Origin of the sequence: Pseudomonas sp. SZ57 (genome assembly GCF_009495975.1) — a bacterium.
Taxonomy (GTDB): domain Bacteria; phylum Pseudomonadota; class Gammaproteobacteria; order Pseudomonadales; family Pseudomonadaceae; genus Aquipseudomonas; species Aquipseudomonas syringae.
The window spans coordinates 440,958-455,761 of record NZ_WIBD01000002.1 but is presented as its reverse complement, the minus strand read 5'-3'; the positions used below and the strand labels follow the sequence as shown (position 1 = coordinate 455,761).

At 60.6% G+C, this 14,804-nt stretch carries 10 protein-coding genes; 5 read left to right on the top strand and 5 right to left on the bottom strand.

Annotated features, from left to right (window positions below; translation table 11 throughout):
* Positions 1-229: 229 nt before the first annotated feature.
* The 4 genes from GE543_RS02120 (at position 230) to pgm (ending at position 7,473) form a co-directional block, all read left to right on the top strand.
* Entirely contained in the window at positions 230-1,732 is a 1,503-nt protein-coding gene (locus tag GE543_RS02120; protein WP_024665842.1) for a hypothetical protein, read from the top strand.
* A 91-nt stretch (positions 1,733-1,823) separates the two neighbouring features.
* The gene (locus GE543_RS02115) at positions 1,824-3,230 is read left to right on the top strand and encodes a PLP-dependent aminotransferase family protein (RefSeq protein WP_153220458.1); all 1,407 of its coding nucleotides are present in this window, start codon (positions 1,824-1,826) and stop codon (positions 3,228-3,230) included.
* A 105-nt stretch (positions 3,231-3,335) separates the two neighbouring features.
* A complete protein-coding gene (locus tag GE543_RS02110; RefSeq protein ID WP_371927069.1) occupies positions 3,336-5,663 on the top strand; it encodes an ATP-dependent DNA helicase in 2,328 nt (775 codons plus the stop codon).
* Between the two features lie 163 nt (positions 5,664-5,826).
* Complete coding sequence (pgm, locus tag GE543_RS02105; protein WP_153220456.1) at positions 5,827-7,473, top strand: phosphoglucomutase (alpha-D-glucose-1,6-bisphosphate-dependent); 1,647 nt, start codon at positions 5,827-5,829, stop codon at positions 7,471-7,473.
* A 74-nt stretch (positions 7,474-7,547) separates the two neighbouring features.
* Here pgm and GE543_RS02100 read toward each other — a convergent pair whose 3' ends face one another.
* Positions 7,548-7,823 (bottom strand): peptidylprolyl isomerase, encoded by a 276-nt coding sequence (locus GE543_RS02100; protein ID WP_002553334.1) that lies wholly within the window; start codon positions 7,821-7,823, stop codon positions 7,548-7,550.
* Between the two features lie 123 nt (positions 7,824-7,946).
* Between GE543_RS02100 and GE543_RS02095 the strand changes: the two genes are divergently transcribed.
* Complete coding sequence (locus tag GE543_RS02095; RefSeq protein ID WP_003410864.1) at positions 7,947-9,116, top strand: PilT/PilU family type 4a pilus ATPase; 1,170 nt, start codon at positions 7,947-7,949, stop codon at positions 9,114-9,116.
* Between the two features lie 50 nt (positions 9,117-9,166).
* On the opposite strand, the gene GE543_RS02090 is transcribed toward GE543_RS02095, so the two are convergent.
* Genes GE543_RS02090 through GE543_RS02075 form a run of 4 tightly spaced genes read right to left on the bottom strand, consistent with a single transcriptional unit; the run spans position 9,167 to position 14,701 of the window.
* Positions 9,167-10,744, bottom strand: coding sequence for an ABC transporter ATP-binding protein (locus GE543_RS02090; RefSeq protein ID WP_153220753.1), 1,578 nt, complete (start codon positions 10,742-10,744; stop codon positions 9,167-9,169).
* A 1-nt stretch (position 10,745) separates the two neighbouring features.
* Positions 10,746-11,768: an ABC transporter permease gene (locus tag GE543_RS02085; protein WP_010440516.1), complete on the bottom strand. Its 1,023-nt coding sequence runs from the start codon at positions 11,766-11,768 to the stop codon at positions 10,746-10,748.
* Positions 11,768-12,832, bottom strand: a complete 1,065-nt coding sequence (locus GE543_RS02080; protein ID WP_153220454.1) for a microcin C ABC transporter permease YejB — start codon at positions 12,830-12,832, stop codon at positions 11,768-11,770. Before GE543_RS02080 ends, GE543_RS02085 begins: the two co-directional genes overlap by 1 nt.
* Entirely contained in the window at positions 12,833-14,701 is a 1,869-nt protein-coding gene (locus GE543_RS02075) for an extracellular solute-binding protein (RefSeq protein ID WP_153220452.1), read from the bottom strand.
* Positions 14,702-14,804: the final 103 nt, after the last annotated feature.

Sequence of the window (14,804 nt, the reverse complement as noted above, 5' to 3'; positions counted from 1 at the left end):
TCAATGATACACATTAAACAGTGTGTTTAATCAGTTGAAAGTGTGCCCGGGGCTGCACTGTTTTTCAACGCAAACTGTCTATTGTAATTGTTTCAAAGATGCTGATAATGCGTCGGTAATTACCACTCAGGGAATGAGTCATGCGCGACTATAAGTTTGGTTGTCAGCTTGATGTTCAATGTTCTGTCTGCACCGTGTCATGTCTTGAGCGACAGGCAGGTGGCACACAATGAGTTCTATTCACGAGCAGGCAATGAATTATGTCTACCAGCAAGTGCTGCAACGCTTGTTGGGGTACTTCTCGCGTGCAGAGCGCACCGCGCTGCAGTTGTTGATCCAGCGCCTGATTGTTGCGGCCGGCGGCATCGAGCGGATTGCCGGCTTCAAGGTGCTGGTGGCGTTCGGTGGTGGCAAGGACAGTGCCTACACGCTGGCCTTTCTGCGCGCTGCCCAGTTGAGTATTGCCTGCCGCTCGCCCGGTACGTTCAACCTGCGCGTTGCCAATCGACGTCACGCGGGCATGACCCCTGCGGTGATGGATAACATCAACCGCACCTATTCAGCGTTGTTTCTCTACGACGACCCACGTGTCGAGATGCTGGTGATCGACAATCAGTACACCCAGGCCTTCGAGCCGGACCTGCCTTTTTCCAGCGCGGGGCGTGAGCAGAATCGTCTGGACATGCTGCTGGGTGGCCACCTGTCCGCAGGCGACGCCCGCACCACGTTTTGCAATACCTGTTACCTCGGGCTGGCGGAGTTTCTGGGGCGCGCCCTGAGCTGGGGCAGTGGGGTTGATGCGGTGGTCAGTGGCGACTCGCGCAGAGAGCAGCGTCAGTACGCGACCTGGATCATGCGTCTGGCCCAGCGTACCGGGCAATACTCGGGCAGTTGGGGCAAGCAGACGCTGGCCAGCGTGCTCAAGGTCATCGATACGATTGGCCAGGCTTACTATCACGAGCTGTACGGCGAGGGCGATGACAGCCCGCCGGCAAGCCGAGCCATGGTGCTGCCTGAAAAAAGCAGTTCGCCGGCGTTCATCACCATTGCCGATCTGGTCAGTTGCAAGGCGGACGAGCACTGGAACCTGCTGACCGAATTCCTCGATTTCCGCTTTGATGATCTGTCGTTCAGCTTCAGTGAATCGGATTGCGCCAACCCTTTGTTGATGGCCCACATGCGCGGCCTGACGGCGCAGTACCTGCAAGCGCGTACTTATGCCGACGGGATCGCCGAATACCTTGAGCTGGCGACGTCACTGATGCGCAGAAAGCAGATGCCGCCACGATTGATCGACCAGACACTCAGCGCTTATGCCGGTCGGGCACGCATCGAGGCGCGCCGCGAGCTGGCGTCGAGCTTCGCTCAGGAGGGCTTCGGCCTGAACGAGACTCAGCTGGTGTGCATGCTGTTTTCGCCGTTCGTGGATCATGGCCATGGCCTGGAGTCGTTTCTGCGCAGTTGCCACCCCGGGATGCTGGTGGCGCTGCCGGATCTGCACAAGGCGCTGTCGGGTTCGACGGCGCCGGACCAAGTCATGCAGTGGCTGGTGGATATCAGCGGTTTGAGCCTCAAGTCATTGCAAAGTCTCTATGGCAAGCAGCGGGTGAACTTCGACGACCCGCAGTCAATCATCGCCCGAATCCGCGCTGCCGACCCCGACAAGCGCCGGATCATGACCGTCGACCCTGCGACGGGGCAGGCAGTGGCCGAGATGCTCTCGGGACGCTGATCCGGTCGCCAGGCATGGCTGCTGCCTGCAAACGGCGTCGGTCATGCAGCGATGTTCTGAAGCCTGTTCTGGTTGAGCGGCGGGTACCTGCATGAAAAACAACACGGATTTCGCCTATCAGGCGGTCTACCGCTACCTGGTGCGTCTGGTTGACCAGCAGCAGGGCGAGCCGGCGCTGAAAATGCCGTCATTGCGACAGCTGGCCCAGCGACTGAACGTATCGATATCGACGGTGCAAAGCGCCTACTCGCTGCTGGAAAAGGAAGGGCGCGTCTATTCGCTGCCCAAATCGGGTTATTACTCGGTAGCGCGCAGCTTGAGTGCGCAGGGTCACGTAGTGCCGGACGCAGACGGCGATCTTTTGCAGGCCCTGTACGACAACGCCCGGCGCCCCGGCATGGCGTTGCTGGGCTGCGATGAGCCGGCGCTTTTGCACGTCCAGGACAGTCCGCTGCCAGCAATGGAACGCGAGCTGAGCAGGCATTACCCGCGTCAGCGGGACCCGGTTTTTCAGCCATTCGGTGAGCCGGAACTTCGCACGGCAATTGCCGCCCGTTACACCCGCGATGCAGCGCATTGCTGGCACGCTGACAATGTCTATGTCGCCGCTGACTTTCATGGCGCATTCAAGGCGGTGCTCGGCACGCTGGGCCTGCGCGGCGGCACGGTACTGGTGGAATCGCCCTGTGCCTGGGGGTTGCTGCGCCTGCTGCAATCATTCGATATCCGGATTATCGAACTGCCGCTGGACGAGACCGGCTGCCTTGATGCGGCCCGGATCGACGGCCTGCTGCGCGGCTATGACATCGGGCTCGCCGTGTTGCCCTCGTTGCTGAACCCGGTGCGAGGCAGCGTGCGTGCGCAGGGCAACAGCCAGGCAGTCGCCGAAGTGCTCAATCGTCATCAGGTCTGGGTGCTGGAAAACGACAGTCACGCCGAGCTGCAATTTGCTGCCGGGCAAGTTCCGCTGCGCCACTGGATCGACCCGCAGCGGCTGGTGATCATCGGCGGATTCGAGAAGAGCCTCGGGCCTGAAGCGCCCTATGCTTACCTGCTGTGCAAGAGCCTGGATGCGCGTTGGCAGCAGTATTTCTGCCTGCGAGCATTCGAACTGCCGCCGCTTCGGCAAAGGGCCATCGCCAGGTTGTGCAGCAGCGGGCGTCTGGACAGGCAGTTGCTGGCGTTGCGAGAGACGCTGGGCAGACGCATGCAGGCGATGATCCGGCAATTGGATGAACACACCGGCGGGGCGCTGCGTTATCAATTGCCCGAGGGCGGCTGCGGCATGTGGGCCGAGAGTGCATACCCCGTGGACATGCGCCAGGTCTTCATCGCGTTGCTGGCCGAATCGATCGTCGTCAGCCCCGGCGAGCTGTTCACTGTGCAGAACCGCTACGCGCAACATCTGTGGGTCAGCTATGCCAGTGACTGGACCCGTGAACCCGCTAGGCTGCTGGGTGCGCTGGGAGAGGCATTGAGCCAGGCTCGTCTGCCATAGACCTCGACATGGCAGGCCGTCGATCCATTTGTGTTTGCCAGACGTGGTTCAAGGTTGTTAACTGGACGCCTGTCCAGTATTCACAACCAACGGCTCCCCAGCGCAGTGACCCCGAACGCCCCCGTAAACCCTGATCCCGAGCCTGTCCTCGCCAGCGAGCTGCCTGCGCGTTATGTCGTGGCCGTGCGCGCGTTGTGTGAGTTTACTGCCAAGGTCGGCGACCTCGACCTGCGCTTTACGCCGTCACCCACGGCTCAGGAAGGCATTGCCGGGCATCGCACGGTCGCCACGCGGCGCGGCGCCGATTACCAGGCCGAGTTGTCGTTGAGTGGCGATTATCGCGAGCTGACGGTAAGGGGCAGGGCGGACGGCTACGACGCCAGTCGCAATCAGCTGGAAGAGGTGAAGACCTATCGCGGTGAACTCGACGCGATGCCGGCCAACCACCGTCAGTTGCACTGGGCGCAGGTGAAGGTCTACGGCTGGCTGCTTTGCCAGCGCCTGCAGCTTGAGAGTGTGACGCTGGCGCTGGTGTATTTCAACATTGTCAGCGAGCAGGAAACCCTGATTCGTGAGCCGTTCAGCGCGGCTAAGCTGCAAGCGTTCTTCGAACGACAGTGCACGATATTCCTCGGCTGGGCACAGCAGGAACTTGCGCATACGCAGGCGCTGCACACGACACTGGGCAGCCTGAAATTCCCCCACGCGTCTTTCCGCGCCGGGCAGCGGGTGCTGGCCGAGTCGGTGTACAAGGCCGTCAGTACCGGCTGTTGCCTGATGGCTCAGGCGCCGACCGGTATCGGCAAAACGGTGGGCACCCTGTTTCCCTTGCTCAAGGCTGCGCCCGGCCAGAAGCTCGACAAGATTTTCTTTCTCACCGCCAAGACGCCGGGGCGTCGACTGGCACTGGATGCGCTGGAAGTCATCAATCACAGCGCGCCGGAGCTGAAGCTGCGGGTCCTCGAGCTGGTGGCGCGCGACAAGGCCTGCGAGCATCCGGACAAGGCCTGTAACGGTGATTCCTGTCCGCTGGCCAGCGGCTTTTATGATCGTCTGCCAGCCGCTCGCTCGGCGGCGCTGACCTCGCCGTGGCTGAATCAGGCGGGCGTACGCGATGTCGCCTTGCAGCATCAGGTCTGCCCGTATTACTTGAGCCAGGAGCTGGCGCGCTGGGCTGACGTGGTCATCGCGGACTACAACTATTACTTCGACCTGAGCGCGCTGCTGTTCGGCCTCGGTCAGCTCAATCAGTGGCGCGTTGCGGTGCTGGTCGATGAAGCCCACAACATGGTCGAGCGAGCGCGCCAGATGTACAGCGCCAGTCTTGATCAGAGCCAGATGAAAGCCTTGATTCAGACAGCGCCGGAACCTGTGAAAAAAGCCTTGCAGCGTCTGGATCGCCAATGGAATGCGCTGCACAAGGTACAGCCCGGCGCCTATCAGGCTTATTCGGCAGCACCGGAAAAATTCATCGGCAGCCTCAACCAGTGCATTTCGACCATCGGTGATCATTTCAACGAGCACCCGCAGGCCGTGGATGGCACGTTGCAGGGGTTCTACCTGGAAGCCATCGGTTTTGCGCGCATCGCCGAGCTGTTCGATGAGCATTTCATTTTCGACATCACCCGGCGCGAGGCGGGCGGCAAGCGCATTCTGTCGCGCCTCAGCCTGCGCAACGTCGTTCCCGCGCGTTTCATCCGCCCGCGCCTGACCGCTGCGCGCAGCACGGTACTGTTTTCCGCAACGCTCAACCCCCGCCACTATTACGCGGACCTGCTGGGATTGCCTGCCAACACGGCATGGATCGACGTGGAATCGCCGTTTCATCACGATCAGCTCGACGTGCGCATCGTCAGTCGCATTTCCACGCGCTTTACCCATCGTCAGGCTTCGCTGGCGCCGATTGTCGAACTGATGGCCGAGCAGTTCGACACGCGGCCGGGCAATTACCTGGCGTTCTTCAGCAGTTTCGATTACCTGCAGCAGGTCGCCGAGCTGATGGCGCGCACTCACCCGCACATCAGCCTTTGGCAGCAGGCGCGGGGGATGGGCGAGCGTGAGCGCCACGCCTTTCTCGACCGGTTCACCCTGAGCAGTCAGGGCATCGGTTTTGCCGTGCTGGGCGGCGCGTTCGGTGAAGGCATCGACTTGCCGGGCGCACGCCTGATCGGCGCATTCATCGCTACCCTGGGCCTGCCTCAGCTCAATCCGGTCAACGAACAGTTCAAGCAGCGCATGGCCGCGCTGTTCGGTGCCGGTTACGACTACACCTACCTTTACCCTGGCGTGCAGAAGGTGATACAGGCAGCCGGACGGGTTATCCGCAGCCAGAGTGACAGCGGTGTGGTCATGCTCATCGATGACCGTTTTGCCGAGCATAAGGTGAAGCAGTTGTTTCCAGCGTGGTGGCGGCCCGAAACGTCAATGGCCTGAGCTCGGTTGTCGTTTTGCCGATTGAGCTGAAACAGACGCAGATGCCGGGGATCAATACTCAAGCAGCGCTGTCGAACTGCCAGTAAACTGCGGCATCGATCACCTTGTCAGCTGCAGCAAGTCTTTATTTTTTCTCCGTATTTCATTTCTTCGTGGAGGTTGTATGAGTCTCAGTCCTTTCGCCGGCAAGCTGGCACCTGCGCAGTTACTGGTCGATATTCCGAGACTGGTCACGGCTTACTACACCGGCCAGCCCGATGCATCGGTGCCCACTCAACGTGTTGCGTTCGGCACTTCCGGGCACCGTGGCACATCGTTTGACCTGGGTTTCAACGAATGGCACGTGCTGGCTATCAGTCAGGCGATCTGCCTGTACCGCAAGGCCAACGGTATCGACGGCCCCTTGTTTCTGGGGGCCGATACCCACGCGCTGTCGACCCCGGCCGCGGCCACTGCGCTTGAAGTGCTGGCCGCCAATGGCGTGCAGGTGATGATTTCGCAAGGTGACGAATACACCCCGACGCCTGCGGTTTCCCACGCGATCATCTGCTACAACCGCGGTCGTACTTCCGGGCTGGCGGACGGCATCGTCATTACGCCGTCGCACAACCCGCCGCAAAGCGGTGGCTTCAAGTACAACCCGCCCAATGGCGGCCCGGCCGACAGTGATGTCACCAAGTGGATCGAGAACAAGGCCAACGAACTGCTGGCCGAGAAAGTCACTGGCGTTTTACGCATCAGCCATGAAAAAGCGCTGCGTGCCGATACCACGCACCGCCATGATTACCTCAACACCTACGTGGCCGACCTGAAAAACGTGATCGACATGGACGCCATCCGCAACTCGGGCCTGCGTCTTGGTGTCGACCCGCTGGGCGGCGCCGGAGTGAATTACTGGTCGGCGATTGGCGAGCATTACGGCCTGAATCTGGATGTGGTCAATAAATTTGTCGACCCTACGTTCCGCTTCATGACCGTCGACTGGGATGGCCAGATTCGCATGGACCCGTCCTCCAGCCACGCCATGCAAAGCCTGATCGGTCTTAAGGACCGCTATCAGGTTGCATTTGCCTGCGATCCGGATCACGACCGTCATGGCATTGTGACCCCGACTGGCGGACTGATGACGCCCAACAGCTACCTCGCCGTGTCCATCGACTACCTGTTTCAGAACCGTCCTGAGTGGCGTGCCGATGCGGCGGTCGGCAAGACCGTGGTCAGCAGCGGCATGATTGATCGGGTGGCCAAGCGCCTGGGTCGTCGCCTGTACGAAGTGCCGGTCGGCTTCAAGTATTTCGCACAAGGCCTGTTTGAAGGCTCGCTGGGTTTTGGCGGTGAAGAAAGTGCCGGCGCCTCGTTCCTGCGCCGCGACGGTACGGTCTGGACCACCGACAAGGATGGTCTGATTCCGGCCTTGCTGGCTGCGGAAATGACCGCGCGTACCGGTCGCGATCCGAGCGAAATCTACAAGACCATGACTGAAGAACTGGGCGAGCCGTTCTCGACCCGCGTCGATGCCAAGGCCAACCCGCAACAGAAGGCACTGCTGAGCAAGCTGTCGCCGGATCAGGTGACTTCCACTGAGCTGGCGGGCGAGCCTATTCAGCAAGTGCTGAGCAACGCGCCGGGCAACGATCAGGCGTTCGGTGGTGTGAAGGTCATGACCGAAAATGGCTGGTTTGCCGCGCGCCCTTCAGGCACTGAGGACATCTACAAGATCTACGCCGAGAGTTTTGTCAGCGAAGATCACCTCAAGCGGCTGGTGGCAGAAGCTCAAGTGCTGGTAGACGGCGCCATTTCGCCGAACTGATTGCCACGCTGGCCAATGCCCGAAAAACCTCGAACCTCACTCGGTTCGGGGTTTTTCAGCTTTTGGCGTGTGCTTCAGTCGCGATAGAACACCTGCACCAGGTGATAGCCGAATTTGCTCTTGATCGGCCCATGCACGACGCGTAGCGGCTTTTTGAAGATCACCTGATCGATGGCGCCGACCATTTGCCCAGGCCTGACTTCGCCCAGATCGCCGCCACGTTTGCCGGACGGGCAGCTAGAATGCTTTTTAGCCAGCACGTCAAACGCCTCACCCTTGGCAATGCGCAGCTTGAGCTGTTCGGCCTCTTCGGCGGTCTTCACCAGAATATGGCGGGCTTGGGCTTTCATGTCGCAATATCACCTGCTGCAAAAGGCTGCCATTATGCCTGCTCTTGCTGAGCGACGCCCGCGCGTCACGCGTGCCGTCCTGACGGCCGTGGTCTTTTTACTTCATTTTGTACGGTATTGATTATGGATTTCCCGGCGCTGTTGAAGATTCTGGCCAGTCAGGACGGATCGGACCTGTACCTCTCCACCGGAGCGCCACCGTGCGCCAAGTTCAACGGTGTGCTCAAGCCATTGGGCAGCGAAACCTTCAAGCCGGGGGAGGTCGCAGTCATTGCTCAGGGGCTGATGGACGAGGAGCAGAAGCTCGAGTTTCAGCGCGAACTGGAGATGAACCTCGCCGTTTCGATGGCGGGTATCGGCCGGTTCCGGATCAATATCTTCATGCAGCGTAACGAGGTGTCCATCGTCGCGCGGAATATCAAGCTGGACATCCCGCGTTTCGAAGACCTGTTCCTGCCGCCCGTGCTGCTCGACGTGATCATGGAAAAGCGCGGTCTGGTGCTGTTTGTCGGGGCCACCGGTTCGGGCAAGTCGACCTCCCTGGCGGCGCTGATCGACTACCGTAACCGCAACGCCAGTGGCCATATCATCACCATTGAAGACCCGGTCGAGTTCATCCATCGCCACAAGAAATCGATCGTCAACCAGCGCGAAGTCGGGGTCGATACCCGCAGCTTCCATGCGGCACTGAAGAACACCCTGCGCCAGGCGCCGGATGTGATTCTGATCGGCGAGATTCGCGATCGCGAGACCATGGAGCACGCGCTGGCGTTTGCCGACACCGGCCACCTGGCGATCTCGACACTGCATGCCAACAACGCCAACCAGGCGCTGGACCGAATCATCAATTTCTTCCCGGAAGAGCGTCGCGCGCAGTTGCTGCATGACCTGGGCAACAACCTCAAGGCATTCGTCTCCCAGCGACTGGTCAGAACCCCGGATGGCAAGCGTCGTGCTGCAGTGGAAGTGATGATGGGCACGCCGACCATTCGCGACCTGATTCAGCGCAATGAACTGACCGAACTCAAGGGCATCATGGAGAAGTCCGGCAGCCTCGGTATGCAGACGTTCGACACGGCGCTATTCAATCTGGCCGTCGAAGGTGCGATCAGCGAAGAAGAGGCCCTCAAGAACGCCGACTCGCAAAACAACGTGCGCCTGCGCCTCAAACTGCACAGTGAAGGCGGCGCCGGGACCCTGACCACACCGCCGCCGGCCCCGACCGGCAGCAGCACGGCAAGCACCGCCGAGTGGGGGCTGGTCGATGATGACGAGCCGGGGCCGCAGGCGTAAATCGGAGACGCGCCTACGCCCTCCGGGCAGAAGCTTCGTTGCGAGGCAGATCATTCAGGATGCGCGGCCGCCAGCAATTCCTGCGTGTAGGGATGTTGCGGCGCCTCGAAGACATCATGACTGGCGCCACGCTCGACGACTTTGCCATCCTTGACCACGATCACGTCGTGGGCGAGGGCTTTGACCACTGCCAGGTCATGGCTGATGAACAGGTACGTCAGGCCATGCTTTTCCTGAAGTTCGCGCAACAGTGCCACGACCTGTTTCTGCACGGTGCGGTCCAGCGCCGATGTCGGCTCATCGAGCAGAATCAATGCGGGTTTCAGCACCAGCGCCCGGGCAATGGCGATGCGCTGACGCTGGCCACCGGAAAACTCATGGGGGTAGCGATGCCGACTCTGCGGGTCGATACCGACTTCTTCCAGGGCCCGAATGACCTCTGCATCGCATTTCGCCGGGTTGTACTGGCTGTGCACCTCCAGTCCTTCACTGATGATCTGCGCCACTGACATGCGCGGGCTGAGGCTGCCGTAAGGGTCCTGAAAGACCACTTGCATCTCTTTACGCCACGGGCGCATCTGTTTCTGACTCAGGCCGTCCAGCGCCTGCCCGCGAAAGCGGATGCTGCCGCGCGACTCCAGCAGACGCAGGATCGCCTGGCCCAGTGTCGACTTGCCGGAACCCGACTCACCGACGATGCCGAGGGTCTTGCCGCGCTCGATGCTCAGGCTGATGTCATCCACCGCCTTGAGGTATTCCTTGTGCCGCCGCAGGATGCCGCCGGTCAGGGAAAACCAGACCTTCAGGTTGTCGACCTGCAGCACCGTTTCCCGGGTGTCGCGTGGCAGCGGTTCGCCGGCAGGTTCGGCGTCCAGCAGGAGGCGGCTGTAGGGATGCTGAGGTGATTTGAACAGCGACTTGCAATCGGACTGCTCGACGATTTCGCCGGCGCGCATCACGCAGACGCGCTGCGCGACGCTGTGCACCAGATTCAGATCATGGCTGATCAACAACAGCGACATGTTCAGGCGCTGCTGCAGCTCCTTGAGCAGCAGAAGGATCTTGCGTTGCACCGTGACGTCCAGCGCAGTGGTCGGCTCGTCGGCAATCAGCAGCTCCGGTTCGCAGGCCAGTGCCATGGCAATCATCACCCGCTGGCGCTGGCCCCCGGACAGCTCGTGCGGATAGGCTTTCAGGCGTTTCTCCGGCTGTTGAATGCCTACCAGCTCCAGCAGCTCGACAATGCGTTTTTGCGCTTCACGACCACTGATGCCGCGATGCAGCAACAATGTCTCGCCGATTTGCCTGGCTACGCTGTGCAGCGGGTTCAGCGAGGTCATCGGTTCCTGGAAAATCATGGCAATCCGGTTGCCGCGCAGCTCGCGAAGGGTGCGGTCGTCGGCACCCACCAGTTGTTGACCCCGGTAGGTGATGCTGCCTGTGGTCAGGGTGCCGCTGCGGGGCAGCAATTGCAGGATCGAATGGGCGGTGACGGACTTGCCGGAACCGGATTCGCCAACCAGTGCCAGACACTCGCCACGGTGCACATCCAGGCTCAGGTTGCTGACCACTTTCTGCCCGTTGAAGGCGACGCTCAGGTCGCAGATTTCGATCAGGTTTTCCGACATGTCAGGACCTCGGGTCGAAGGCATCACGCAGCGCCTCGCCTATGAACACCAGCAGCGTCAGGATCAACGCGAGGGCAAAGAACGCCGTCAGCCCCAGCCAGGGCGCCTGCAGGTTCTGCTTGCCCTGGGCGATCAGTTCGCCCAGCGACGCGCTGCCGGCAGGCATGCCGAAGCCCAGAAAATCCAGTGCAGTGAGGGTCGAGATGGCGCCGGTAAGAATGAACGGCAGATAGCTCAATGTCGCATTCATCGCGTTGGGCAGGATGTGGCGCATGATCACCTTGCGATCCCCCAGACCGAGCGCGCGAGCGGCCTTGACGTACTCGAGGTTGCGGCCGCGCAGAAACTCGGCGCGCACCACATCGACCAGGGTCAGCCAGGAGAACAGCGCCATAATGCCCAGCAGCCACCAGAAATCGGGTTCGACGAAGCCTGACAGGATGATCAGCAGGTACAGCACTGGCAGGCCCGACCAGACCTCCAGCAGACGCTGGCCGAACAGGTCGACCCAGCCGCCGTAATAGCCCTGCAACGCCCCGGCGCTGATGCCGATCAACGCGCTGATAAAGGTCAGTGCCAGCGCAAACAGGATCGACACCCGGGCGCCGAAGATGACCCGCGCCATGACGTCGCGCGCCTGGTCGTCGGTGCCGAGCCAGTTTTCTGCAGAGGGCGGGCTGGGGGCCGGGGTGGTCAGATCATAGTTGGGCGTGTCGTCACTGAACGGGATGGGCGGGAACAGCATCCAGCCGTCCCCTTTGCTGATCAGCGTGCGCACGTAGTCGCTGCGGTAATCGGGCTGGAAGGGCAGCTCGCCGCCGAATTGCTGCTCGGTGTAACGCTTGAACACCGGGAAATAGAGTGAGTGCTGATAGCTGACCAACAGTGGTTTGTCATTGGCGATCAGTTCGCCACCCAGGGTCAGGGCAAACAGTCCGCAGAATAGCCACAGCGACCACCAGCCGCGGCGATTGCTGCGAAAGCGCTCCAGGCGACGACGGGCCAGCGGCGAAAGGCTGCGCATCATGCATTCCTCGCGCTGAAGTCTATTCTGGGGTCGACCAGTGTGTAGCAGATATCGCCGATCAGTTTTATCAGCAGACCGAACACGGTGAAGATGAACAGCGAGCCGAACACCACCGGATAGTCCCGCGACACAGCGGCTTCATAGCTCATGCGGCCCAGGCCATCCAGCGAGAAGATCACCTCGATCAGCAGCGAACCGGCAAAGAACACGCTGATGAACGCCTGCGGAATGCCCGACACCACCAACAGCATCGCATTGCGGAACACATGGCCATACAGCACACGCTGTTCGCTCATGCCCTTGGCGCGGGCCGTGGTCACGTACTGGCGGGTGATTTCGTTGAGAAAGGAATGCTTGGTCAGCAGGGTCAATGTGGCAAAACCCCCAATGACCAGCGCCGAGACCGGCAGCGCCAGGTGCCAGAAATAGTCAGCGATCTTGCCGATCGTGGTCAGTTGCTCGAAATTGTCCGAAACAAGTCCGCGCACCGGAAACCAGTTCAGCGACGTGCCGCCACAGAACACCACTACCAGCAGCATGGCGAACAGAAAGGCTGGCATGGCGTAACCGATGATGATGGCGGTGCTGCTCCAGATATCGAACTGGCTGCCGTGTTTGACCGCTTTGCGAATCCCCAGCGGGATCGACACCAGGTACGTCAGCAATGTCGCCCAAAGCCCCAGCGATATCGACACCGGCATTTTCTGCAGAATGAGGTCGGTCACCGTTGCGCCGCGAAAGAAGCTGCTGCCGAAATCCAGTCGTGCGTAATTTTTCAGCATCAGCCAGAGACGTTCGTGCATTGGTTTGTCGAAACCGTATTGGCGTTCGATCTGCTTGATCAGCGCCGGGTCCAGCCCGCGGGACGCTTTGGAATGGCCGGTCCCGACGGACTCGCTGGCACCCGCGCCCACGGTGGCACCGCCGATCCCTTGCAGGCGTGCAATGGCCTGTTCGACAGGCCCGCCCGGTGCGGCCTGCACGATGAAAAAGTTGACCAGCAGAATGCACAGCAGGGTAGGGATGATCAGCAGCAGGCGACGCAGAATATAACCGAGCATTCACTGCATCTCCGAAACGATGGCTGACGCGCCGCGTTTTTCAGCGAATTGCTCATTGGTCAGCGGTGTCGGGCTGATTTCCCACCATGTTTCGATGGCCTCATTGTTGCTGGCCTGAATTTTCGGGATGCCGAAACGATTCCACCAGACGGTTGAAGAGCCTGGCGGATAATAGTTGGGAATCCAGTAGTAGTTCCACTGCAGTACCCGGTCCAGGCAATGGGCGTAGTCGGTCATGGTCTGCTTGTTGTCGGCCTTGAGCAGGCCGGCAATCAGCGCATCGACGGCGGGATCTTGCAGCGCCATGTAATTGCTCGAGCCAGGGTCCATAGCCACCTTGGAGCCGAAACTGCTGTACAGCTCGGCACCGGGCGATGTCGAGACCGGGTAGCCGGTGACAATCATGTCGTAATCGCGCGCCATGACGCGGTTAAGGTATTGCGCGGCATCGATGCGGCGAATGTCGAAGTGGATACCGATCTGCGCCAGGGTGCGTTTGTAGGGCAGCAGCATTCGCTCGAAACCTGTTTGTGCATTGAGAAAGGTGAAGCTGAACGGTTCGCCCTGGGCATTCACCAATTCATCGCCCTTTGGCGTCCAGCCAGCTTCCTTCATGAGGGCCAGCGCTTGCAGCTGCTTGTCGCGAATGAAGCCTGTGCCATCGGTTTTGGGCGTCTCGAACACGCTGTCGAACACCTGATCGGGGACTTTGCCGCGCAGTGGCTCGAGGATTTTCAGTTCGGCAGGCGTGGGCAGTTCGCTGGCGGCCAGCTCCGAGTTGGAGAAGAAGCTGTTCTGGCGGATGTACATGTTGCGCATCATCTGCCGGTTGGTCCATTCAAAGTCCCAGAGCAGCGACAGCGCCTGGCGCACGCGGCGGTCCTGAAACATGGGGCGGCTCAGGTTGAAGACGAAACCCTGCGAGCTTTGCACCGCGCCTCTGGCCAACTGGGCTTTCTGCAGGCGTCCGTCGCTGAGCGCCGGGCCGTCATAGCGAATTGAATAGCCGGTGGCCGAAAACTCGCGGTTGTAATCGTAGGCGCCGCCTTTGAGTACCGTACGTGCAACATCGGTGTCGCCGAAGTATTCGATGCTGAACCTGTCGAAGTTATACAGGCCTTTGCTGACCGGCAGGTCCTTGCCCCACCAGTGCGGATCGCGCTCGAAGGTGACGGTGCGGCCTGGGTCCACATGGCTGATCCGATAGGGCCCGCTGCCCGGCGGAATCTCAAAGCCGGCACCGCTGGCAAAGTCACGGGTTTTCCACCAGTGCTCGGGGAATACCGGCAACGAAGCCAGGTCGAGGGGCAGGGTGCGGTTATCGCTCTGCTTGAAGTCGAAGCGGACCTGCAAAGGCGATTCGACCTCCACGCCCTTGACCGCTTCAAACTGGGTCCGGTATTGCAGGTTGCCCTGCGTCATCAGCAGCTCGTAGGTGTACTTCACATCACTGGCGGTAATCGGCGTACCGTCCGAGAAACGTGCCTTCGGGTTCAGGTAAAAGCGCAGGGAGAGGCCATCCGCGCCACGCTCCATTTTCTCGGCGACAAGCCCGTAGACGGTGTAGGGCTCATCCATCGAGCGCGTGGCCAGTGGGGAGTAGAGCATGCCATTGATCTGCGAAACGCCCATGCCCTTGTCGGTGAACGGCATCAGGTGATCGAACTGGCCGATTTCGATGGCCGAGCGCCGCATGCTGCCGCCTTTGGGCGCGTCCGGGTTCACGTAATCGAAGTGCTTGAAGTCGGCGGGATAGCGTGGCGCTTCGCCGTAAACGGTCAGAGCGTGTTGCGGGGCTGCGGACAGCGATTGGGCAGCGCCAACGAAGGTCAGCGTCAAGGCGAGCAACGATGAAAAAACAAAACGCATGACTCGAATCCTGACTGACGTTCGCAAGCGAATGTCAGGGTTAAAGGCGACTGGCTGTACAGCGGTGACAACAATCATGACAGAGCTCATGCCTCTGCATCGC

Coding starts and splice junctions, on each gene's coding strand:
- GE543_RS02120 (WP_024665842.1), top strand. CDS start 230: ATGAGTTCTATTCACGAGCAGGCAATGAATTATGTCTACCAGCAAGTG.
- GE543_RS02115 (WP_153220458.1), top strand. CDS start 1,824: ATGAAAAACAACACGGATTTCGCCTATCAGGCGGTCTACCGCTACCTG.
- pgm (WP_153220456.1), top strand. CDS start 5,827: ATGAGTCTCAGTCCTTTCGCCGGCAAGCTGGCACCTGCGCAGTTACTG.
- GE543_RS02100 (WP_002553334.1), bottom strand. CDS start 7,823: ATGAAAGCCCAAGCCCGCCATATTCTGGTGAAGACCGCCGAAGAGGCC.
- GE543_RS02095 (WP_003410864.1), top strand. CDS start 7,947: ATGGATTTCCCGGCGCTGTTGAAGATTCTGGCCAGTCAGGACGGATCG.
- GE543_RS02090 (WP_153220753.1), bottom strand. CDS start 10,744: ATGTCGGAAAACCTGATCGAAATCTGCGACCTGAGCGTCGCCTTCAAC.
- GE543_RS02085 (WP_010440516.1), bottom strand. CDS start 11,768: ATGCGCAGCCTTTCGCCGCTGGCCCGTCGTCGCCTGGAGCGCTTTCGC.
- GE543_RS02080 (WP_153220454.1), bottom strand. CDS start 12,832: ATGCTCGGTTATATTCTGCGTCGCCTGCTGCTGATCATCCCTACCCTG.
- GE543_RS02075 (WP_153220452.1), bottom strand. CDS start 14,701: ATGCGTTTTGTTTTTTCATCGTTGCTCGCCTTGACGCTGACCTTCGTT.